At 61.9% G+C, this 21774-nt stretch carries 21 protein-coding genes; 7 read left to right on the forward strand and 14 right to left on the reverse strand.

Annotated features, from left to right (window positions below; all coding sequences use genetic code 11):
• Positions 1 to 7 precede the first annotated feature (7 nt).
• Together FHU29_RS14695 and FHU29_RS14700 are read right to left on the reverse strand one after the other, a co-directional pair.
• A complete protein-coding gene (locus FHU29_RS14695) occupies positions 8 to 1282 on the reverse strand; it encodes a hypothetical protein (RefSeq protein WP_157095116.1) in 1275 nt (424 codons plus the stop codon).
• A gap of 93 nt (positions 1283 to 1375) precedes the next feature.
• Entirely contained in the window at positions 1376 to 2089 is a 714-nt protein-coding gene (locus FHU29_RS14700; protein ID WP_064440468.1) for a YwaF family protein, read from the reverse strand.
• Between the two features lie 232 nt (positions 2090 to 2321).
• Between FHU29_RS14700 and FHU29_RS23720 the strand changes: the two genes are divergently transcribed.
• A complete protein-coding gene (locus FHU29_RS23720) occupies positions 2322 to 3635 on the forward strand; it encodes an outer membrane protein assembly factor BamB family protein (protein ID WP_064440469.1) in 1314 nt (437 codons plus the stop codon).
• Positions 3636 to 3646: 11 nt separating this feature from the next.
• Here FHU29_RS23720 and FHU29_RS14710 read toward each other — a convergent pair whose 3' ends face one another.
• From FHU29_RS14710 to thyX, 5 genes are all read right to left on the reverse strand, one after another.
• A complete protein-coding gene (locus FHU29_RS14710; protein WP_064440470.1) occupies positions 3647 to 4300 on the reverse strand; it encodes a response regulator in 654 nt (217 codons plus the stop codon).
• The gene (locus FHU29_RS14715; RefSeq protein ID WP_074390864.1) at positions 4288 to 5544 is read right to left on the reverse strand and encodes a sensor histidine kinase; all 1257 of its coding nucleotides are present in this window, start codon (positions 5542 to 5544) and stop codon (positions 4288 to 4290) included. The genes FHU29_RS14710 and FHU29_RS14715 overlap by 13 nt, the downstream gene beginning before the upstream one ends.
• 96 nt (positions 5545 to 5640) lie before the next feature.
• Positions 5641 to 7371 carry a ribonuclease J gene (locus tag FHU29_RS14720; protein ID WP_064440589.1) on the reverse strand — a complete coding sequence of 577 codons (1731 nt, stop codon included), beginning with the start codon at positions 7369 to 7371 and terminating at the stop codon, positions 5641 to 5643.
• Positions 7372 to 7457: 86 nt separating this feature from the next.
• A complete protein-coding gene (dapA, locus tag FHU29_RS14725; protein WP_064440472.1) occupies positions 7458 to 8366 on the reverse strand; it encodes a 4-hydroxy-tetrahydrodipicolinate synthase in 909 nt (302 codons plus the stop codon).
• An 89-nt stretch (positions 8367 to 8455) separates the two neighbouring features.
• Positions 8456 to 9208 (reverse strand): FAD-dependent thymidylate synthase, encoded by a 753-nt coding sequence (gene thyX, locus FHU29_RS14730; protein WP_064440473.1) that lies wholly within the window; start codon positions 9206 to 9208, stop codon positions 8456 to 8458.
• 88 nt (positions 9209 to 9296) lie between these two features.
• Here thyX and FHU29_RS14735 point away from each other — a divergent pair, with 88 nt between their 5' ends.
• A complete protein-coding gene (locus FHU29_RS14735; protein WP_064440474.1) occupies positions 9297 to 9734 on the forward strand; it encodes an SRPBCC family protein in 438 nt (145 codons plus the stop codon).
• A gap of 78 nt (positions 9735 to 9812) precedes the next feature.
• A complete protein-coding gene (locus FHU29_RS14740) occupies positions 9813 to 10385 on the forward strand; it encodes a toxin-antitoxin system HicB family antitoxin (protein WP_064440475.1) in 573 nt (190 codons plus the stop codon).
• Positions 10386 to 10389: 4 nt separating this feature from the next.
• On the opposite strand, the gene FHU29_RS14745 is transcribed toward FHU29_RS14740, so the two are convergent.
• The 6 genes from FHU29_RS14745 to rpsO all read right to left on the reverse strand — a co-directional run bounded on the left by FHU29_RS14745 (position 10390) and on the right by rpsO (position 16446).
• Positions 10390 to 10845, reverse strand: coding sequence for a flavodoxin family protein (locus FHU29_RS14745; protein ID WP_064440476.1), 456 nt, complete (start codon positions 10843 to 10845; stop codon positions 10390 to 10392).
• A 4-nt stretch (positions 10846 to 10849) separates the two neighbouring features.
• Positions 10850 to 11302 (reverse strand): hypothetical protein, encoded by a 453-nt coding sequence (locus FHU29_RS14750; RefSeq protein ID WP_064440477.1) that lies wholly within the window; start codon positions 11300 to 11302, stop codon positions 10850 to 10852.
• Entirely contained in the window at positions 11299 to 12057 is a 759-nt protein-coding gene (dapB, locus tag FHU29_RS14755; protein ID WP_064440478.1) for a 4-hydroxy-tetrahydrodipicolinate reductase, read from the reverse strand. Before dapB ends, FHU29_RS14750 begins: the two co-directional genes overlap by 4 nt.
• A 29-nt stretch (positions 12058 to 12086) precedes the next feature.
• Positions 12087 to 13502, reverse strand: a complete 1416-nt coding sequence (locus FHU29_RS14760; protein ID WP_423785887.1) for a M16 family metallopeptidase — start codon at positions 13500 to 13502, stop codon at positions 12087 to 12089.
• Positions 13474 to 15768 carry a polyribonucleotide nucleotidyltransferase gene (locus FHU29_RS14765; protein WP_064440479.1) on the reverse strand — a complete coding sequence of 765 codons (2295 nt, stop codon included), beginning with the start codon at positions 15766 to 15768 and terminating at the stop codon, positions 13474 to 13476. The genes FHU29_RS14760 and FHU29_RS14765 overlap by 29 nt, the downstream gene beginning before the upstream one ends.
• 408 nt (positions 15769 to 16176) lie before the next feature.
• Positions 16177 to 16446: a 30S ribosomal protein S15 gene (gene rpsO / locus FHU29_RS14770; protein WP_064440480.1), complete on the reverse strand. Its 270-nt coding sequence runs from the start codon at positions 16444 to 16446 to the stop codon at positions 16177 to 16179.
• 279 nt (positions 16447 to 16725) lie between these two features.
• Here rpsO and FHU29_RS14775 point away from each other — a divergent pair, with 279 nt between their 5' ends.
• Entirely contained in the window at positions 16726 to 17928 is a 1203-nt protein-coding gene (locus FHU29_RS14775) for an NYN domain-containing protein (RefSeq protein ID WP_064440481.1), read from the forward strand.
• Here FHU29_RS14775 and FHU29_RS14780 read toward each other — a convergent pair.
• Positions 17915 to 18910 (reverse strand): bifunctional riboflavin kinase/FAD synthetase, encoded by a 996-nt coding sequence (locus FHU29_RS14780; RefSeq protein WP_064440591.1) that lies wholly within the window; start codon positions 18908 to 18910, stop codon positions 17915 to 17917. The two genes, FHU29_RS14775 and FHU29_RS14780, sit on opposite strands and share 14 nt — an antisense overlap.
• Before the next feature lie 142 nt (positions 18911 to 19052).
• On the opposite strand from FHU29_RS14780, the gene FHU29_RS14785 reads away from it, so the two are divergent.
• From FHU29_RS14785 to FHU29_RS14795, 3 genes are read left to right on the forward strand one after another with little or no spacing between them, the layout of a single operon-like run.
• Entirely contained in the window at positions 19053 to 19997 is a 945-nt protein-coding gene (locus tag FHU29_RS14785; RefSeq protein ID WP_064440482.1) for a metal ABC transporter substrate-binding protein, read from the forward strand.
• Positions 19994 to 20806, forward strand: coding sequence for a metal ABC transporter ATP-binding protein (locus FHU29_RS14790; RefSeq protein ID WP_064440483.1), 813 nt, complete (start codon positions 19994 to 19996; stop codon positions 20804 to 20806). The genes FHU29_RS14785 and FHU29_RS14790 overlap by 4 nt, the downstream gene beginning before the upstream one ends.
• A 2-nt stretch (positions 20807 to 20808) precedes the next feature.
• Positions 20809 to 21726, forward strand: a complete 918-nt coding sequence (locus tag FHU29_RS14795; RefSeq protein WP_064440484.1) for a metal ABC transporter permease — start codon at positions 20809 to 20811, stop codon at positions 21724 to 21726.
• Positions 21727 to 21774: the final 48 nt, after the last annotated feature.

Below are 21774 nucleotides of genomic sequence, written 5' to 3' on the forward strand. Positions count from 1 at the left end.
GCGCCTTTCAGCACGAGCCACCGTCAGCGGGCACGAGCAGCGGCGCGGAGGCCACGCGATCTGGAGCATAGGTAACGGCTGTAAGCGCGACTGCAGGACTGTCGGGCAGCATGACCTGGCTGAGACCGTAAACCTGCCGAGAATTGGGCGGCACCGGCATCGCGACACCCGGATGTTCCACTATCTCGCCAGAGCACCGGTCGGCAACATGCAATATCCAGCTGCTCAAGCTGACATCCGAATCGGGCTCGAACCGTAAATCCACACGCACAGAACAGGTCTGGGCCTGCTGGCAACCGCCATCCGCAAATGACGCCGTAACCTGCTCAACTGATCCACCTGCAGGAGGTGCCAGCTCAGGAATCGGCCCCGGCGGCAGACCACCGCCGCGGTCGAATGGTGGTGAAACCGGCTCTAGCTGCTGGGCGGGCGGATCCGGGTTCATAACCGTGTCCCACGTCGCGCGAAGGTCAGATACGACCCGAGGAATCAGGAGAAGACCCGCTACGAGAACCGCAGCGACCAGCAGGGTCAACAGAACGAATCGGCGCGAAGGGAGTCGTATCGTCCGATGCCACACTTTTCCGGTGCGGGACCGCCGTCCCCGCGGCGCAAGTACCGCGGCAGGCTGAGGGGACGCTGACTGCGAATGACCCTGCGCCGCACGCACCACTGCCGCGAGTTCCGAGCGCAATCGCGTCTCATCAGCGACACGCAATTCGCTCTCCACGAACGTCACGAGACACCGACTGGCCTCTCCTGTGTCGCCTCCGGTCCGCACCGCGGCGGCGACGACGTCTGTGAGCGCGGACGCTCGGCGAGTGCGGCTCAGGATCGAGCAAGCAAGTTGGAGTGCGGCAATATCAAGCTCGCATTTCTGTGCGGGCTTCATGGTGCCCGCATCTGTCGTCGCCACAGTGCCGTTGATCGGAGCTCGAATGGGAGCGGGGCTACCGGCGTAGGCCCCGGACCGCTGCGCGGCAGGCAAGACGGTGGTTCTGGGTGAGGGTTCATCGCGGCTGCGCCGTGACAACTGCGTGCCGGAAAAGTCGAGGGTGCCATCCGCGGCAATCCGAACCGCTCTTTCCGGCAGCGCAGCGGGCGCCTGCGCGTGGAGTCGCTCACGATTCGCGCGCTCGACGTGGCTGATCAGGTCATCAAGCAAAAGGGCAGCTTGCTGCGGAGTCAGAAGTGCGACCGCCAGGAAGCGCTCCAGCCGCATTGACCGCGGCCGGGCTTGAGTTCCTTCCGTCTCGGCTGCAATCGTCGGATCCCCGCCCACAACAACCCCCTGTAAGACGAATGTGACCTACGTCATACTTCCACGCTAGCCCAGAAACGATCATGGCGGTAGGGAGACGGAATAGATGGGGCCTCAATGATTTCGGCGGCGCTCCAGTTGTCTGGCACCACGAACCCACGGCCACGTCATCAGCGCCCAGATAGCAACAATGAGTGATCCAGCGACAACGATGTACCACGGCCACGGCCCAAACGCATCCAGCAGCGACGGGGTACTGGGCTTCGCGTTCAGGAAACCGTAGTTGGTGCCCGCGAGAGAATTGAACGTCATCGTCACCACCGCCCAGGTCAGCGTCACGGCGACGACGGTGCGGAAGCTTCCCCAGTCTGGTCGCATCCCAACTCCCCAGGTCAGGTATATCGCAGCCCAGACAACAACGAGGTGAATAGCCCAGAAAGCCAAGAAGTGCGGGTGCGGAAAATCCGGGCTTTCAAGCGCGGGGGTCACTAATGCCTGAGTACTCAGCACAAGGCACCAGTAGTAGGTCAGCGCGTAAGCCCACTGTCGCCGCGACCACAATGCGTACGCCGCGATCACGGTGGCAAGGTCAGTCAGACGCAGAGGTACTGATTGATCAATCGCAGGGGGAAGAAAGAGCACGCTCATCATGACGACGTAAAGCACGAAAACCGTGAGCCCGAAGCCTCGGCTGAAAAGCGAACTCTTTTCGCCCCGTTCACGACGTCCAATCCAGACGGACAGCACGGCCCCGAGTGCAAAGATTCCCAGCACAAACCAGTGAGAAGGACCGTATGCGGTGAAGTCGTTCGGTGCCCCGTCACCCACATTTACACCTTAGTGCCTGCGCCATTCCCCTGAATCCTCAAACCGGGTTTTATACGGTGGTGGAGACGATTGTTTTTCCACAGCGGTTCGAGAAAAGTCGGTGGGTGCATTGCGCGCAGCTCGAAACTTGATGGCGTTGGCCGCGGTTGCAGTTGTCCTGGCTAGTTGCGCGTCACCGGACGATTCGGAGTCCTCAACACAGCCCGGTCCTGGCGGAGACCAGCCAAGCGAAGTGGACTTTGCGAAACAGCCTGAACTCGCCTGGACAGCGGCCATCACCGACATTCAGCCGGGTGAACGTTTCCTCTCCCCGCACCGCATGGCAGCGATGTACGAAGTGGCCGACGCGTATGAAGTCGATGGCACCGTGATCGCGGCGGTCAGAGAAGGGCCTTCCGTTCGCCTCGTTGGTCTCGACGGAGAGGACGGTGCACTCCGGTGGAATGTAGCGCTTGACCTGGAGATTCCCGAGCAGCCGCAGCACGCATCTGATGACCCGACCCTCCTCGTCCCGGTACCTCAAGAAACGACTGGAATCACCGAGGTTACGTGCGCTGCAGCCTCCCTCGACGGCGCCCTGCCCTGCGTGATCTCCGTATTTGACACCGAAGCGCAGACAAGATCAGCGAGCATCCACTACTTCACACTCAGTGAGGGCAATGTGGTTGCAACTGTTACTGCTGATCATGCCGATGCTGTGCGCGTCGTCGATGACACGATCCTCACTGCTGGCTGGGCCCCAGAGCGCGAGGACCAGAACATCAGCGGCACCATCACCATCGCACGGGGGACGGTGGCCGATCCGGCGGCTGACTGGATCCGGGAATACCCCATTGCAGGAATCTGCTTCGGCTCCGGTGACGGCTTCACTTTGGGAGCTTTCGGTGATTTCGTGCACTTCAGTAGCGTCAGCACCGTATTCGTCGATGCCGATACGGGCGAGCCAGTAGTAGACGGTGAGTTGAGCAGCATAAGCGAGTTATCTGGCGATCGTTTCATGGGGACGCGGTGTGAACCATCTCAGTTGTCGCCGCAGCAGTCACCCGACCGGATCGCAATCGTCGGAGATGGAACAGGTCAGCTGCTGCATGAACATCCCGGACTGCATTCGTGGAATGAGCCACGTATCAGAACTGCATCCGATGCGCCGTACATCGCTAGCTACTCAGTGTTCGATACCGGTACAGGTGAGGAGACATGGCGCCTCCCCGCGGGCGATACCAGTCAGGTCGTAGCGGTGACTGGCGAGACGCTCATCGCGTTCCAAGACTCGGTCGACGAACGGCAAACCGTGGGCTACGACCTGCATACCGGCGATGAGCGATGGCGTGTTCATGGCGACGACTTCTATCAGTACGAAGGGGCAGACGGTGCTCGCGTCCTTGGGCGCGGTGGCGCGGACATGAACATGGTCAGCGCTTTTGATGCGGCAACCGGTGCAATCGTCTGGTCACTCGAAGTGCCGGACGGAGCGAATCTCCGGATCGTTTCTGATGGATTGCTTGTAGCGACTCACGAGGAGATCCGCTACTACACATTCGGATGAGGCGGCACGAGCTAAGCGGAACGGCTCAAGTATGTGAGCACCGCCTTCACGCGCCGGTGCTGATTATCGTCTTCCATTCGCAGATTGAGCTTGGTGAAGATATTGCGGATGTGCTTTTCCACTGCCCCATCACTAATGACGAGGAGCCGGCCAATCGACCGGTTAGACCGCCCTTCGGCCATAAGCGCGAGCACTTCCCGCTCACGGGTGGTCAGCGCTGCCACAGGATCATCTTTGCGTCGCCGAACCATTAACTGTGCCACCACCTCTGGGTCGAAGACAGTGCCTCCTGAAGCAACCCGCTGAAGCGACTCCAGGAAGTCCTCGACGTCCATTACCCGATCCTTCAGCAAGTACCCGACGCCGCCACGAGTGTCAGCGAGCAGATCGTCGGCATAGGAAACCTCGACGTACTGCGACAGGATCATGATTGGGGTGCCGGAGACCTGAGCCCGCGCACGTACGGACGCTTGCAAGCCCTCATCGGTGAACGATGGCGGCATACGGACGTCAACAATCGACACGTCCGGCTTATAGGTGGTGACAGCGTCGACGAAGCTCTCACCGTCGCCGGCCTCGGCGACCACATCGTGGCCGAACTCCTGCAGCAAACTCACCAGTCCTGCGCGGATCAGGACCGCATCGTCGGCGACTACAACTCGCACGGCACCTCCGCCACTATCACTGTGGGCCCGCCGGGCGGAGAGTCGACCACCAACTCCCCTTCCACAGCGCGCACCCGGTCGACGAGGCCGGCGAGGCCATGGCCCTTGGCGATGTGCGCGCCGCCGAATCCGTTATCGCTCACCGATATAAGGACGCTGCCGCCGTGTTGTGAAAGTGACACGGCGGCTCGGGTCGCTCCCGAGTGCTTCGCGATGTTCGTCAAGCATTCAGCAGCCACGAAATACACGGCGTTCTCCACCGCCGGAGGGTAGCGGCGCTCCGTCTCGACCGCCAGATCCACGGGCACGATCGAACGTGCCGCGAGTGAAGCGAGCGCGGCGGGCAGCCCACGATCAGTCAGGATCGGCGGCGCAATTCCCCGCGACAGGTTTCGCAGTTCGCCGAGAGTATCGCGGGTTTCCACGATTGCCTCACTGATGGTCGCATGCGCTGCCTCCGGGTCTGTCGCGAGTTGCCGCTGCGCTTTGGACAACTCCATCCCCAGGCGCACAAGGCGTTGCTGTGGGCCATCATGAAGGTCTCGTTCAAGGCGACGCAGGGCGCTCGCCTCCGCGGAAGTGGCAGCGGCCCGGGACTCTGACAGGTCGCTGATCCGGCCCTGCAGCTCCCCGTACGTCGTCAACAGCACTCTGCCCAGTTGCGCTTGTGCATGTGCACAACCGCGCACAACAAACGGGAGGGTCACCGCGAAAAGAAGACCGAGCGCGAAATTCAAAGGTTCGGCCAGCCAGTGGCCGCCGGAGATACCTAATGCGCTCGCCGGGCCCATCGCGATATCCGGGTCGCTGAAGTCGACCATCCACGACCAGAACGGGTATGTCAGGCCGAACAGTGCAACAAACCACCACACAGTTGCTAGCACGAATGTCGCCGTCGCAACGGGGAAAATCACGATGCACCAGACGACATCGAACCACGACTGGGTACAAGTCAGTGGCCGCAAGACGCGGAGCAACGGAGAGCTGTGCTGCTTGCGCTCCTTGTATTGCGGCTCCGGCAACGAGAGCCCGAGCAGGCCGGTGGATCCTCTTCGACCTACCGTCGCGAACCCTCGCGCCACGACAAGCGTGAAAACCAGGATCGGTATCCCCACCCAGATGATGAGCGTTCCGGCTCCAAGGGACAGTCCAGTAACCATCACAACAAAGCTCGCGACGGCCAGCGGGAAAGACACCAGCAAAAATGCGCTATCGCGGAGCGTCTGGCGCAGGATCGTGTTCATGACTCCATGATTGTGTCGCACGCAGGCCATTTCGATCCGGCAGACGGGCGTCTTCGATGTGGGGTTAGCCCTACCTCGCCGCGCTCCGGCCAGTCGCTACCCGCCGCCGACTTCCATGATCGTCGGAATGATCATTGGGCGCCGCCGGTACTTCTCCGCGACCCAGCGTCCTACTGTCCGGCGCACCCCCTGAGCGATGCGATGGGCGTCGGTGACCCCTTCGGCCTCTAGGCGGGCGAGTTCTGCTTCGACCAGTTCGACCGCATTCTTCAACGCGGCCGGATCGTCGGAGAATCCACGACCCGCGACCTCCGGTGTGCTCACCGCCTTTCCGGTGTTCACATCAATCGCGACGGTTATCGCAATGAATCCGCCCTCACCGAGAATCAGCCGGTCAGACAGCGTTGACTCACCGACGTCGCCGACGGATAACCCGTCGACGTAGACATGACCGACCGGGAATCGACCGGCGATCCGGGCCACGCCATCAACCATGTCGACGACGACACCATCCTCAGCGAGCATGATCTGGTCGGTAGGCACGCCTGTAGCCTCGGCAAGCGCGGCGTTCGCCCGGAGGTGCCGCCATTCTCCATGAACAGGCATCACATTCGAGGGTCTGACGGCGTTGTAGATGAACAACAGCTCGCCCGCGGAGGCATGGCCGGACACGTGGATCTTTGCGTGCGCTTGTGTCACCACTGTCGCGCCTCGCTTCGCGAGACCGTTGACGACGGCAAAGACGGAGTTCTCGTTACCAGGGATCAGGGACGACGCAAGGACGACGAGATCGTTGGCGCGAATGTTGATCTGGTTGTGTTCGCCCCGCGCCATCCGGGAGAGTGCCGAGAGTGGTTCCCCCTGCGAGCCCGTGGACACAAGCACGAGCTTGTCGTCTGGAAGCTTCGACGCGGTATCCATGTCAACTTCCACACCGTCCGGCATAGACAAATAGCCGAGGTCCTGCGCAATTTTCATGTTCCGCACCATGGAACGGCCGACGAACGTGACCTTGCGGCCATAGCGGTGCGCGACGTCAACGACCTGCTGGATGCGGTGGACGTGGCTCGCGAATGACGCCACGATGACTCGCTGTTTCGCCTTCCCGATCACCGTGTCTAGCGCGGTACCAATCTGCCGTTCGGGCATTACGAAGCCCGGGACTTCAGCGTTCGTGGAATCGACGAGCAGGATATCGACGCCTTCATCACCGAGCCGCGAGAAGCCCGCGAGGTCAGTGAGTCGCCCATCGAGGGGCAACTGATCGAGTTTGATGTCACCAGTGTGGAGCGCAAGGCCTGCGGGCGTGCGAACCGCGATCGCAAGCGCGTCCGGAATAGAATGATTGACAGCAAAGAACTCGAGGTCAAACGGCCCGTAGCTCGAGTGTTCGCCCTCTGTTACCTCGGTCAGATTGGGTTTCAGCCGGTGTTCACGCGCTTTCGCCGACACCAGCGCCAGCGTGAAGCGTGACCCAACAACTGGGAGGTCCGGCCGCAGCCGCAAAAGGAAGGGCACGGCACCGATGTGATCCTCATGTCCATGCGTCAGCACAACCGCCACCACATCGTTGATGCGGTCTTCGATTGGCCGGAAGTCCGGGAGAATAAGGTCCACGCCGGGCTGCTGGTCCTCCGGGAACAGCACGCCACAATCGATGATCAGCAGCTTCCCTGCGTGTTCAAAGACTGTCATGTTGCGGCCGATTTCACTGATTCCGCCGAGCGCGTAGATCCGTAGACCGTCGCGGGGCGCGTCAGGCGGCAAACCAAGTTTGGCGGTTGGATCGAAAACAGGTGCCGCAGACTTCGCGGATGCTTGTGACACGGACGTCCCCTTCTTCGGAACTGCTGGCGGCTGCGGTGGTCCCGCGGACCTCGTCACTCGGCGTCCGCGCTCCACACGTGACTCGCTCACTGCAATACCCCGGCCGCTCGCATCTCGGCGGCCAGCGCCTGTACTTGTTCGTGGGTGGGACCGACCTGCGGTAGTCGCGGGTCGCCCGCCTCGATATTGAGCAAACGCAATCCAGACTTTGATGCAGATACCCCACCGAGCGCAGCGATGGCACGGAACAGCGGGAACATCGACGCGTTCAGCCGGCGAGCGCGGGCGTAGTCGCCGATGTTCGCCGCGTCGAGCATTTTGCGCAGTCGGCCAGCGACGAAATGCCCAGCGACACTGACGAATCCCACAGCCCCCACGGAAAGCCACGGGAGGTTCAGCGGATCGTCACCGGAATAGTACTCAAGGCCAGTTGTCGCGATGATCTCCGCACCGAGGTTCAGATCACCCTTCGCATCTTTGACGGCGATGATTCGCGGATGCTCTGACAGCGCGAACAAGGTGTCGCGGGCGATCGGCACGATCGAACGCGGCGGGATGTCATAAAGCATCACGGGAAGGTCCGTTGCGTCCGCGACCGCGCGGAAATGCGCGAGCAGACCAGTCTGCGGGGGACGCGAATAGTAAGGCGTGACGACGAGAAGGCCATGAGCACCGGCTTGCGCGGAAGCCCGCGCGAGTTCAATGCTGTGCGACGTGTCGTAACTTCCAGCGCCTGCGATAACGCGTGCACGGCCACCCACGGCATCGACGACGGCGCGCAGCAGAGTCGACTTCTCGTCATCGGTGGTGGTTGGCGACTCACCGGTGGTGCCACCGAGAACGAGTCCGTCACATCCCTCACTGACGAGATGGTCAGCGAGCTTCACGCCCGCGTCTATGTCCAGCTTGCCGTCGGGCGTGAAGGGCGTGACCATCGCGGTCACAACGGTGCCAAACGCGCGCGCCGCGTTCGACGACGGAACACCAGTGGTCATGGTGCTTACGCTACCTTTCAGCTTGCCAGATACCGAATAACCGTGGCCGGGCAGACGGCACGAGATCAGGAAACTTCTTCTAGTGTCACTTATCCTTCGGTGACAAAGGGGCTCGTTGCAACTTCGCTCCCGTCGGACAGCGTGCCGATATCGAAATCCCCGAAGATATTAGGGGCAATCTTCTGGAGCTGCCGCAGGCATTCGATCGCCAGTTCGCGGATTTCCACGTCTGCGTGTTCGGTGGCTCGCATGCCGATGAAGTGGCGCCAGGCACGATAGTTCCCCGTCACCACGATGCGGGTCTCAGTCGCGTTAGGGAGAACTGATCGTGCGGCCTGGCGTGCCTGTTTCCGCCGGAGCAGAGCATTGGGCATCTCCGCAAACTTCTGCTGCAGAGCCTCCAGCAGCTCTACGTAGGCCTCGCGAGTTACCTCTGCGGCCTTGCTCAGTAGTGCTTCGAGTTCGGGGTCGCCTGCGATTGCCGGGGGCGCGACGATATTCGCGTCGTCTTCATGCACGAATCGCTGCGACAACTGGGAATAGGAGAAATGCCGGTGCCGAATCAGCTCATGGGTGCACGACCGCGAGATACCTGTGATGTAAAACGTAGCTGAGCCGTGCTCCAATACCGACAGGTGCCCCACCTCGAGGATGTGGCGAAGATAACCGAGATTGGTCGCGGTTCGTGGATTGGGCTTGTCCCAGCTCTGATAGCAGGCGCGCCCAGCGAACTCCGCCAGCGCCTCCCCACCGTCAGCGTCCGTTTCCCACGGAACGTCGCTGGGCGCGAAGAATTCTGTCTTCGCGACTAGCTGCACCTTGAGCGGCACGATCTCCGGCACCGATATCCTCCTACACGTGACTTCACTCGCGGATGCGTGAAGCACATTGATTATCTCTCACAGCGCGACGAGTCAGGAGTTCGGGCACATGCCAGTTAGTGGATCCATCGAGTTCGACGTCAAAGCACCACCGGAGAAAGTCATGGAGGCGATCGCTGACGTGGAGTCGCTGCCACTGTGGTCCTCTTCGCACCGGAAGGTCGAAGTGAAGTCACGTCATGACGATGGCCGTCCAGCTCAGGTGTGGATGGCGATCTCCACCATGGGAGTCAGCGACGAGCAACTCGTTGAGTATTCATTCGGGGATAACAACGTCAGCTGGGAACTGGTCGAGCCTAGTGGCCAGCAGAAGGCTCAGTCAGGCGCTTACGTGCTGACGCCGTCCGCAAAGGGCACGTCGGTAAAGTTCGATCTCACGGTAGATCTCAAGATCCCGATGCCAGGTTTCCTTGTCAAGCGAGGCCAAAAGATGGCCTTGGAGACCGCATCTAAAGGCCTGAAGAAGTTCATCGAGGAAGGCAAGTAGCCCACATCAATACAGATGACGCCAAACTGACATCATACTTTCCTTGACTGATGTCAGTTATGGCGTCACTGTGGTGTCATGGATCTTTCCCGGTACACCGATCGCTTCCGCGACGACTTGCTTTCTGCTGCTTCTCTCGGTGATGACCGAGCCAAAGAGGTGGCGGCGGCGCTTGCCAAAGCGGCAGAGCCGTCCCTGCGGCTCATCTTGATGACCGCTCTCAGCGACCTCGCCAAAGAGGTCTCCGACGAAGTCGACGACCGCACAGTCGAGGTGCGCTTGGCAGGTGACAGTATTGACGTCGTTGTGATTCACGACGCCGACGCTGAATCCCCCGAACCTCCCTACGACCCCATCGCAGACTTCGAGCAGGCCCTCGACGACCTCGGGGGCAACATCTCGCGCGTAACGCTGCGGTTGATGGACAACATCAAGGCACGTGCTGAGGAAGCCGCCAATGCCAATGGCGTGTCGCTGAACTCGTGGGTTTCACAGGCTGTCCGTGGCGCGCTGCGCGACCAGGGCAAGTGGTCCTGGGAGCCTCCGCACTCCCGGCCACGCACACCAGCACCGGAGCCCGAGACTGGCACAGGCACAGGCTCAGGCACCAGTGAAGCGCCGGAGTCAGGCGGCACTGCCCGGCCGGAGTGACGGGTCATTCGAGGAGCGTCACCGCAAGCGTCGCGCCAAGTTCGTAGCATTGCTCTCTCAGTGACGCGTCAGGCTGGCCCTGGAATTCGAGTGGCTTCGCAACCAATTTCAGCGCCAGCCCCGCGGTGATCTTCTCGACGGATTTCACCGCACCAACCGTGTCTTGATTCCCATGCACCCACAGGCCGAACGGGCGCCCCGCCACTGCGTCGAGCGCGGGATAATAGACGGAATCGAAGAAATGCTTGAGCGCCCCGGACATATATCCGAAGTTCGCGGTGGTTCCGAATAGGTAGCCGTCCGCGTCAAGAAAATCGCTGACGGTCGCGCCGAGAGCCGGAACTGACCGCACGTCGACACCCTCGATCTCGGGATCGCGCGCACCCTCGAGAACCGCCTCCAGCAGCTCCCGCGTGCCGGGAGAAGGCGTGTGGTGCACGACCAGCAGGGTGGGGCTCACAACGTCACTCCTTTAATTCGAGCCTTTCGAGTTCGACTGCACGGCCCATCGCTGCACGTGCCCGCTTCCGGTCACCCGCGATGTCATACGCGCGCGCGACGCGGTACCAGCACCGCCAGTCGTCCGGCTTCGCATCGAGTTCCGCTCTGACGGAGACAAACAGTTCATCCGCTGCATCACGCTTGACCCGCCCCGACGGCATCCTCGGCAAGTCCGAGATGTCGAGTTCCAGGCCCTCGGCACCGATGCGCTGCGCGAGCCGTGAGTGCTGAAAGCCTGCGCGCAGTGTCGTATACCCGACGTACGCGCCCAGGAACGGCAGGACCAGGATCGCGACGCCCATTGTGGTTGCTGCCGCGTTCCCGTTAGTGATCAGGAGCATGCCCTGACGGCCCATCAGCACGAGATAGAAGCCGAGGGCGATGAAGATGAAGACGATCGCGAGTTTTGTTTTCACAGGTCCATGAGGGGGTCGATACCAATGGTCAGTCCTGAACGATGCGCGACACCACGGACTCCGAGCAGCACACCTGGAGCGAACGACGTTCGATCGATCGAGTCATGCCGGATCGTCAGCGTCTCCCCTTGCGTGCCGAACAGGACCTCCTGGTGGGCGACGAGGCCAGCAAGCCGGATCGAATGCACATGAACCCCGGAAACTGACGCTCCCCGCGCGCCATAGAGTGCGGTCGAGGTGGCATCCGGCATGGGCGGGCAGCCCGCATTGTCGCGTGCGCTGCCGATGAGATCCGCGGTACGTGCCGCCGTCCCCGACGGCGCGTCCGCCTTGTTGGGATGATGCAGTTCGACGATCTCCGCCGAATCAAAAAACCTCGCGGCCTGCTCAGCGAATTTCATGCACAGCACCGCGCCGATCGCGAAGTTCGGCGCGATGAGCACTCCCACTTCCGGCTGGCGCGCGAGCCATCCCCGGACCTGTTCGAGACGTGCCTCATCGAATCCTGTCGTCCCCACAACAGCGTGTATGCCGTTCCCGATGAGAAACTCGAGGTTTTCCATAACCACATCGGGGTGCGTGAAGTCGACGACAACCTGCGCACCGTTATCCGTGAGATCGGAAAGAGAATCATCCCGGTCCACTGCCGCGACGAGCGTCAGATCTGAAGCCGCCTCGACAGCTTCGCAGATCGCGGTACCGACCTTGCCTTTCGCACCCAGGACACCCACTCGGATTGTGCCCGTCTCAGTCATCGTGCTCCTCACTCATGGAACTGGCCCGGTCAATTGACGCGGGCAGTCCGGCAGATTCTCTTCAACTGCGCGGGAAGTGCCTCAACTTCACCGTACGGTCCGACAACAGCGGCACCAAACGGACGCCGGAGGAGGTCATTCGCAACGGCGCGAACATCCTCCGCAGACACCGCGCTGATCCTGCCAACAGTATCGGCGACGGAGAGGTGGTTGCCGTAGCTGAGTTCGCTGCGGCCAATGCGGTGCATACGTGACGACGAGTCCTCGAGCCCCAGCACGAGCTGGCCCCGCAGATTACCCTTTGCGCGGCGGCACTCGGCCTCACTGATGCCATGCTCGGCGACCTCACGTAGCGTCTCCGTGACAAGAGTGATGACGTCACCGAGGCATTCTGGCTGGCACCCTGCGTAGACCGAGAACGCGCCCGCGTCAGCGAAGGTATCGACGCCCGAGTACACCGAGTACGCAAGACCACGCTTTTCACGAATCTCCTGGAAAAGCCTGGAACTCATGCCGCCGCCAACGGCAGTGTTTAGTACCGACAGCGCCCAACGGCGTGGATCATGGCGGCCGAACGCGCGTACACCCAGAGAGACGTGTGCCTGTTCGCTATCCCTGTCAAGCAGCGCGATCCGCGGGGCGTGGCGGACCGCCAACTTACCCTCCCGGCGAGGCACCGGCGCGGCATCTGACCTGAGTGCGTCACCAAAGAACGAGCGCACCAGGTCAACCACGGGTTCGTGGCGGAGGTTCCCTGCAGCCGCGATCACCATGCGATCCGGCCGATAACGGCGTGTATGGAAGCCGTGCAACTGTCGTCGCGTCATGGCTTCAACTGATTCCGATGACCCGATCACGGGACGGCCGATCGGATGGTTCGCGAAAAGTGCGGAGAGAAAAGCGTCACCAAGCAGATCTTCAGGGTCATCGTCGCGCATCGCGATCTCTTCAAGCACGACACTGCGCTCGATCTCAACGTCCTCGCTCCTGCAGCGGCCGCGCAGAACGACGTCGGAGACCAGGTCCAGTGCTAGTGGAAGATCGTCGTCAATCACATGCGCATAGAAGCAGGTGTGCTCGCGGGCGGTGAAAGCGTTGAACTCTCCACCCACCGCATCCACTGCTTCGGCGATATCGAGCGCAGATCTCGTCGGGGTGGCCTTGAACAACAAATGTTCAAGGAAATGCGCCGCCCCGGCGTGGTCAGGGTGCTCGTCGCGTGACCCGACCCCGACCCATAGGCCAACAGATACTGACCGCACGCCGGGGATGTGCTGGGTCACTACCCTTAGTCCCTCAGGCAGCAGCGAACGCTGTACTGGACCGGGTTCTCCCTCTGCGACGAGCAGGCGGCCAGGACCCTCACTGGAATCCTGGGCCGCCTGCGCGCAGTAACTGTTATTCAGCTGCCCGGAACTATTCGTTCGAGGCTGGCTCGCTGGCAACTGATTCGTTCTGACCATCAGTGCTGGATTCTGCTGTCTCTCCGGTCTCGGACTCCTCATCGAGAGGTACGAGACTGATCTTCCCGCGGTTGTCGATGTCAGTGATCTCGACGCGCAGCTTGCTGCCGACGCTCACCACATCTTCCACCTTAGCGATCCGCTTTCCGCCACCGAGCTTGGAGATGTGCACGAGCCCATCGCGGCCGGGGAGCAGGGAGACAAACGCCCCGAAAGCGGTGGTCTTGACGACCGTGCCCAGGAAGCGATCACCGACCTGCGGCTGCTGCGGGTTAGCGATTTGGTTGATTCGGTCGATCGCAGCCTGAGCCGACGGGCCGTCGGTGGCCCCGACGAAAATAGTTCCGTCGTCCTCAATTGAAATCGACGCACCGGTTTCCTCGGTGATCTGGTTGATGACCTTGCCCTTCGGGCCAATCACTTCACCGATCTTGTCAACGGGGACCTTGATCGTCGTGATTCGCGGCGCATACGGACTCATGTCGTCGGGGCGGTCGATCGCCTCAGCCATCACATCGAGAATCGTGAGGCGTGCGTCGCGCGCCTGGCTGAGAGCACCAGCGAGAACCGTCGACGGAATACCATCGAGCTTCGTGTCAAGCTGCAGTGCGGTCACGAAGTCCTTGGTTCCCGCTACCTTGAAGTCCATGTCGCCGAAGGCATCCTCCGCGCCGAGGATGTCAGTCAGAGCAACGTAGCGGCGCTCTGTCTTCCCGTCCGCGGTCTCGGCGTCCTCGGACACCAGACCCATCGCGATACCTGCGACCGGTGCTTTCAGCGGCACGCCAGCGTTGAGCATTGACAACGTAGCGGCACACACCGAACCCATCGACGTCGAACCATTGGATCCGAGTGCCTCGGAGACCTGACGAATCGCGTAGGGGAACTCCTCCACGCTCGGCAGCACAGGCACGAGTGCCCGCTCCGCAAGCGCACCGTGACCGATTTCGCGGCGCTTCGGCGTGCCCACGCGGCCAGTCTCACCGGTCGAGTAAGGCGGGAAGTTGTAGTGGTGCATGTAACGCTTCGACTTTTCCGGGCCAAGCGAGTCGATCTGCTGCGCCATCTTCACCATGTCCAGCGTGGTGACGCCGAGAATCTGGGTTTCACCACGCTCGAACAGCGCACTGCCGTGTGCCCGCGGGATAATGGCGACCTCTGCGGCAAGTGAGCGAATGTCGGTGATGCCGCGGCCGTCGATGCGGAAGTGATCAGTGATGATGCGGCGACGCACCTGCTTCTTCGTCAGCGACCGGAAAGCAGCACCAAGCTCCTTCTCGCGTCCCTCGAACTTCCCGGCGAGCTGGTCGAGCACCTCGGCCTTGATCTCGTCGAGACGCTCTTCACGCTCATGCTTCCCCGCGATCGTCAGGGCCTGGACTAGCGGCTCGGTGGCGATATCCGAGACAGCCGCGTACACGTCCTCCTGGTAGGGCGGGAACAGCGGGAAATCAGCGGTCTCCTTGGCTGCACCGCGTGCCAGTGCCTGCTGAGCTTCGCACAGCTTGGCAATGAACGGCTTGGCTGCTTCGAGGCCTTCCGCAACGACATCTTCAGTCGGTGCCTGCGCGCCTGCGTCAATCAGTTTGATCACATCGTCGGTGGCTTCGGCCTCCACCATCATGATGGCGACGTCAGCATTGTCCCCGGAGCCTGAAACGATGCGGCCCGCCACGACCATGTCGAACACGGCGTCTTCGAGCTGCTTCACGGTCGGGAATGCAACCCACTGCCCTTCGATCAGCGCAACGCGCACGCCACCGATCGGCCCCGAGAACGGGAGGCCCGAAAGCTGAGTAGACGCGGAAGCCGCGTTGATGGCCACAACGTCGTACATGTGCTCAGGGTCGAGGCTCATGACCGTGATGACGACCTGGACCTCGTTACGCACACCTTCGACGAATGTGGGGCGCAGCGGCCGGTCGATAAGACGGCAGGTGAGGATCGCGTCCGTTGAGGGGCGTCCTTCGCGGCGGAAAAATGAACCGGGGATGCGGCCCGCCGCGTACATACGCTCTTCGACGTCGACCGTCAGCGGAAAGAAGTCGAAGTGCTCCTTCGGCTGCTTCGACACGGTGGTGGCCGACAGCAGCATTGTCTCTTCGTCGAGGTACGCGACGACAGCTCCAGCGGCTTGCTGGGCGAGGTGGCCGGTTTCGAAGCGAATCGTTCGCTTGCCGAATCGGCCGTTATCGAGCACTACCGAGCTTTCGAAGATGCGCGGTTCGTGATCGGTGTTGTCAGTCATTCAGTATTTCTCACTCTCGAATTTTCTTCTGTACCGCATGCGCGGTATTTGGGTTCTGGCGCAGCTGTTCCAGTACAGCGCGCACATCGCCCAGCCAGACAAGAGAGCACAGACTGCGTGCTGCGCACGGGCGTCCGTGCTGCTCACCTCCGCTACCGCGGCCTTCGATCGAAGCGGCCGGAGGACGTCATCCGGCGGCCACTACCGAGGACCGACGCGAGGAGGCAACTCTGCCCAGCAGAGCGTCGTTCACTCCATGAATGAACCTCCAGAAGACTACCAGTCAACGCCGACACATAATGGTCAAGACGCCACACGGACTGACGAATACATCAACGGGCCCGGTCACCGCCCTAGCGGGCAGCGACCGGGCCCGTCACATCCGACAAGGATGGAAGAGAAACCGGATCAGCGGCGCAGGCCGAGGCGCTCGATCAGCGAGCGGTACCGCTGGATGTCGACCTGCTGCAAGTACTTGAGCAGGCGACGGCGACGGCCGACGAGCAGCAGCAGGCCACGACGCGAGTGGTGGTCGTGCTTGTGCTCTTTGAGGTGCTCGGTGAGGCCAACGATGCGCGTCGTGAGAAGCGCGACCTGTGCCTCGGGGGATCCGGTGTCGCTCTCGTGGAGTCCATACTCCTTGAGAACGTCCTTCTTTGTCTGGGTATCCAGTGCCACGGATAATCTCCTGAATCACGTCCGCGCGATGATTATGAACCCGCAGTGAAATGCCGGTCTAACAGCATTTCCGCGCACGTTCATCGGCACAGCCACCGCGAACCGCAGCCGTACCAGCGGTCAATCGTAACAGAACCGTGCCGCCGGCTCGTACCCAGGAATTCTTGCGCCTTCGCACCACCAGCGCTGAACAGGGATTGCGTCAGTCCGGTCCCATACCAGGAGGCGGCAGTGGATGATGGACTGTGAAGCCGACCGACTTAGTTAGGTGACCCCCAGATGCCCCAGTTCCGGCCCGATAACGCAATTATGTATATCGACGCGGGATACCTGTGGCTCACGCTGCAAGAACTGACGGGTAAAGCCAATCGTCAGCAACTCGGGATCGACCAGGTCGCGCTGATCCGGCTGATCGGCGAACTCGCTCAGCGGCACCATCCCGAGGTACGCGTATTGCGCCAGATGTGGTACGACGCGGAGCCGGACAGCGGGGCTCCGATTATGCACCATCAGCTCATTCGCGACACTCCCGGCGCATGCTTACGCACTGGCACTCTCTATTTCGTCGATGGCTTCCCCCGCCAGAAGGGCGTCGATACCCGACTGGTTGCGGACGTGGTCACAGCAGCAATAAAAGGGGCTGCGGCTGAGATCATTGTTTTTGCCGGTGATGCGGATCTGATTCCTGCGCTCGAGGCGGCCGCCAGCGAGGGTGTCCGCACCGGCCTGTGGTACCTCGATGGCGGGGACACCGTATCGCGCCGGCTCAAGGGTGCAGCCGATCATGTGCTCGCACTCGACCCGCAGATATTTCTCGACCTCCAGTACCGTGGACGCCCCGCTGAGGGTCCCGCGATCGACTTCTCCCTCGGTGAGCATCACATCGCGGACGACGCCGCGGCGGCTCCGCCTGCAGCTACCGATTCACGGACCGTGCAGGCCGCTCCTGCTGCTGCGGGCGACGCCGGTCATCCCGCGGTATCAGCCCGCACAGCAGAACCAGCCCAGGAGAAAGAATCAGCTGAGGCGAAGGCCGCAGCAGAAGCAAAGCCTCCTGCACAGCAATCAGCCGGCCCAGACACCGATCCTGAGCCAGCGGGAGAAACTGTGTCCAGCCCGATTCCCTCGCCTGTAGCGATGCCACGATTTATCCCGAGGAAACGCGCCGTCAAAGAGACAGACTTGATTCCGCTATCCGTGCTCAGTCGCGTTGGCGCCCAGTTGGTCGTGGACACCCAGGGCGAACCCCGCCGGATTGGTGAGCGGTACGCGCAGCGCTGGTGGGATACGTCATCCAAGGAGCAGCGCGCACGCATCGTGCAGTTCCTCGCGGGTACACCGCAGGTGCCCCAGCGAGTGGACTCGGATCTCTTGCACCTAGCGTGCGCCGCGATGAGCGTTGAGTTCGTCGCGGAAGATGCCCGGTTCGCATTGCGCGACGGGTTTCTCGCCGAGATGAAGATGAGAGTCAGACAGCCCTGAGTACTTCCTCTGTCTGCGCTACATCGCCGCCCATCGCCTCGATGAGTTCGTCGACGGACCCGAAGCGCCGCATCCCCCGCAGCCGCTGGACGAAATCCACGGCCGCGTGCTGGCCGTATAGGTCAGCATCCACCCCAAGGACATAAGCTTCCACCGTTCGCGCGGTACCCGAAAAAGTGGGATTCGTCCCGACAGATATCGCGGCCATGCACCGCTCCCCTGGGTCTATCGTGCCTTTGACCGCGCCGGGGCCGATCACGGTAAACCAGCCCGCGTATACACCGTCCGCGGGGATCCCGGTGTACATAGGCGGTGCGACATTGGCAGTCGGATATCCAAGAGACTTTCCGCGGCCATCCCCGCGAACGATGACCCCTTCGATCCGGTGCGGACGGCCGAGAGCCTCCGTGGCGGCGTCCATATCCCCTGCATCCACGCACGCGCGAATATAGGTGGACGAGAAGGTGACCTCGTGTTCGGCAAGCAAGCCGACACCATGCACGTTGAACCCGAAGCGACTGCCAAGGAGGCGCAGCGTGTCAACATCTCCGGCTGCTTTGCGCCCGAACGTGAAGTTGTCGCCTACGACAACTTCTGCGACGTGAAGTCGCTCAACCAGAATCTCGTGCACGAAGGCTTCCGGGGAGAGACGCGACAGCTCGACGGTGAACGGCATGACGCAAAAGACGTCGATGCCTAGTTCTTCAACCAGTTCAGCGCGGCGCGTCAGTGTTGTGAGCTGGGCCGGATGTGAACCCGGGCGTACGACCTCTGAGGGGTGGGGATCAAACGTCATCAGCACGCTGGGGACCCCGAGGCGCCGGGCCTCCTCGACCGCCTTCTTGATCAGCCTGGCGTGCCCCCTGTGAACTCCGTCGAAGACGCCGATTGTGAGCACACATCGGCCCCAGTCCGCCGGAATCGAAGCGAGGCCTCGCCACCGTTGTCCGCCCTGAGCATCTGAAGACCACTTCTGCTGCACGGTGAAAAGCCTACGACGGCACAGCCACACAAGCACACGCGGACCATCACACAGCGTCTGAGCCTCGGGGCTGGAGTAAGCCGCGACGCGTGAAGCAGCGAGAATCTAGACAATTCCGAGACAACGGAGTATAAATTTCGGCATGACGAACTTTCCGCTTCGTTCGCCGAAAGTCAGGGTTTGGAGAACGCTCATTGCGGCACTAGCCACGATGGGAACTGCAGCGGCAGTGGCATGCAGCGCACCCGCCGCGAGTGATGCTGACGACGAGCGCCCGCTCGTATTGACTACGTTCACGGTGCTTGCGGACATGGGCCAGAATGTGGCGGGAGAGCATCTCCGCGTGGAATCCATCACGAAGCCCGGCGCTGAGATCCACGGCTACGAACCGACTCCGTCGGACATGCGCACGGCGGAGAACGCGGCACTGATTCTCGACAACGGCCTTGGCCTCGAAAGCTGGTTCGAGAGATTCGTCACGACGGTGCGGGCACCCCACGTTGTCGTCACCGAAGGAATAGAACCAATCGCGATCCGGGGCGGCGAATACGAGGGGCAAGCCAATCCGCACGCCTGGATGTCACCCACAGACGCGCAGGTTTACGTGGACAACATCGCGCAGGCATTCGCAGACCTCGACCCCGCAAACAGCGAAGACTTCTACCGCAACGCTGAGTCCTACAAGGCCGAGATTGCCGCCATTGGCGAGGACCTCGTCTCTGCGCTTACGGAACTGCCCGATGGCCAGCGCGCACTAGTCACCTGTGAAGGCGCATTCAGTTACCTCACGCGGGACACCGGCTTGCAGGAGGGCTATCTCTGGGCGGTGAACCAGGAGCAGGAAGGCACCCCGCGCCAGGTCGCGGACCTCGTGAACTTCGTCCGCTCAAACCACGTCCCTGCAGTGTTCTGCGAGTCGACCGTTTCCGATCGCGCCCAGCGGCAGGTCGCTCGCGAGACCGGCGCAGAGTTCGGCGGCGTCCTCTTCGTCGACTCGCTGTCCGGACCGGACGGGCCGGTCCCCACCTACCTTGACCTGCTTCGTCACAGTGCCGACGTAATCGTGGAAGGACTGACGGGATCATGACCTCTGCCCAGCATGCACAGACGCTCCCCTCTCCCGCCATCGAGGTCCGCTATCTGACGGTCGCCTATCGTTCGCTCGTCGCACTGCAATCAGCGTCGCTCACGGTGCCCTGGGGACAGGTATACGGACTGATCGGCACTAACGGTTCCGGCAAATCGACCCTCTTCAAGTCGGTCATGGGCATTCTGCGACCACAAGGCGGAACGGTCCTGATCAACGGCGGCAGAGCCGCGATTGCGCGGCGCCGCAGCATGATCAGCTACGTCCCGCAAAGCGAAGATGTCGACTGGTCGTTCCCTCTCAGTGTCCGCGAGGTGGTGATGATGGGCCGCTACGGCGCACAGAATTGGCTCCGCACTCCGCGCCGCAAAGACCGACTTGCTGTAGGCGACGCGCTCGAGCAAGTTGGGATGGCCGCCTTTGCTGATCGGCAGATCGGCCAGCTATCAGGCGGGCAGCGTAAACGCGTCTTCGTCGCCCGTGCACTGGCCCAAGGGGCTTCCATTGTGCTGCTCGACGAGCCGTTCACCGGAGTCGACAAAACCAGTGAGGCCACGATCTCCTTCCTGCTGCGCGGGCTGGCTGCCGAGGGAAAGACAATCCTGGTTTCCACGCACGACCTGCATTCGCTGCCCGGGCTTTGCGACGCGGCTGCGCTCATCAACAAGACTGTCCTCGTGCACGGCACGCCCGCGGAAGTGCTGAAGCCTGAGAACCTCGCACTCGCTTTCGGAGCCAACCCGTTCGCGGACCACCGAGGCGCCGCGACAGGTGGCGCAACGTTCGTCCACGCACCGCTGGCAGGCTGACAATGTCCGTGCTGGACCTGATCCTCGACCCCCTGAACTTCGAGTTCATGCGGCGCGCCGTCATCGTCGCCACGGTCGCCTCCATAGTGTGTGCGCTGCTCAGCTGCTGGCTGATCCTCATTGGGTGGTCGCTTATGGGTGACGCGATCTCCCATGCGGTTCTTCCCGGGGTCGCGCTCGCCTACCTTTTCGGTGCACCTTTCGCGCTCGGAGCTCTTGTGTTTGCTCTGGCCGCAGTCGCCATGATCGGCACCATCCGGCGAACAAGCAGGGTAAAAGAGGATGCCGCGATGGGGATCGTCTTCACCGCCCTGTTTGCGCTAGGACTGGTTCTGATTTCGCGCAACCCCGCGCAGGTCGACCTGATGCACATCCTGTTCGGCAACCTGCTCGGCATTCCCTCTGCTGATCTGTGGCAAGTAGTCATCCTCGGCGCAATCGCCGCAATCGTGCTGATAGCGAAGCGACGTGACCTCACGCTTTATGCGTTTGACAAGACCCATGCGCAGGCGATCGGGATCTCGGCCGGCAAGCTGGGTGCACTTCTCCTCGGCCTGCTCGCGGTCACGATCGTCGTGGCGCTGCAAGCCGTCGGCGTCATCCTCGTGGTGGCGCTACTCATCACGCCAGGTGCTACCGCCTACTTGCTCACCAGCCGCTTCAACAGGATGCTTGTTCTCGCCCCCATCATCGCTGTGGTGTGCTCATTCGCAGGGATCTACTCCTCCTACTATTACGACGCGTCCACTGGCGGGATGATCGTGCTGGCACAGTCCACTGCATTCGCCCTCGCGTACCTGTTCAGCCCCAGCCAGGGGCTCGTCACTGGCCTCTTCACTCATCGGCGCACCACGCCGAACACGCCGCGCGATCTCGCGCCCGTGACCCAAACGGCCGGGCGCGCCGGACCGGAAGGCTGACCCGGCTTGCCCGGCCAGAGAATGACGCGGTGAGTTGGATTGCCTAAG

Source organism: Hoyosella altamirensis (assembly GCF_014191505.1).
GTDB classification, from domain to species: domain Bacteria; phylum Actinomycetota; class Actinomycetes; order Mycobacteriales; family Mycobacteriaceae; genus Hoyosella; species Hoyosella altamirensis.

Coding starts and splice junctions, on each gene's coding strand:
- FHU29_RS14715 (WP_074390864.1), bottom strand. CDS start 5,544: ATGAACACGATCCTGCGCCAGACGCTCCGCGATAGCGCATTTTTGCTG.
- dapB (WP_064440478.1), bottom strand. CDS start 12,057: ATGACTGAGACGGGCACAATCCGAGTGGGTGTCCTGGGTGCGAAAGGC.
- FHU29_RS14775 (WP_064440481.1), top strand. CDS start 16,726: ATGCCCCAGTTCCGGCCCGATAACGCAATTATGTATATCGACGCGGGA.
- FHU29_RS14795 (WP_064440484.1), top strand. CDS start 20,809: ATGTCCGTGCTGGACCTGATCCTCGACCCCCTGAACTTCGAGTTCATG.
- FHU29_RS14735 (WP_064440474.1), top strand. CDS start 9,297: ATGCCAGTTAGTGGATCCATCGAGTTCGACGTCAAAGCACCACCGGAG.
- FHU29_RS14765 (WP_064440479.1), bottom strand. CDS start 15,768: ATGACTGACAACACCGATCACGAACCGCGCATCTTCGAAAGCTCGGTA.
- FHU29_RS14790 (WP_064440483.1), top strand. CDS start 19,994: ATGACCTCTGCCCAGCATGCACAGACGCTCCCCTCTCCCGCCATCGAG.
- dapA (WP_064440472.1), bottom strand. CDS start 8,366: ATGACCACTGGTGTTCCGTCGTCGAACGCGGCGCGCGCGTTTGGCACC.
- FHU29_RS14785 (WP_064440482.1), top strand. CDS start 19,053: ATGACGAACTTTCCGCTTCGTTCGCCGAAAGTCAGGGTTTGGAGAACG.
- FHU29_RS14740 (WP_064440475.1), top strand. CDS start 9,813: ATGGATCTTTCCCGGTACACCGATCGCTTCCGCGACGACTTGCTTTCT.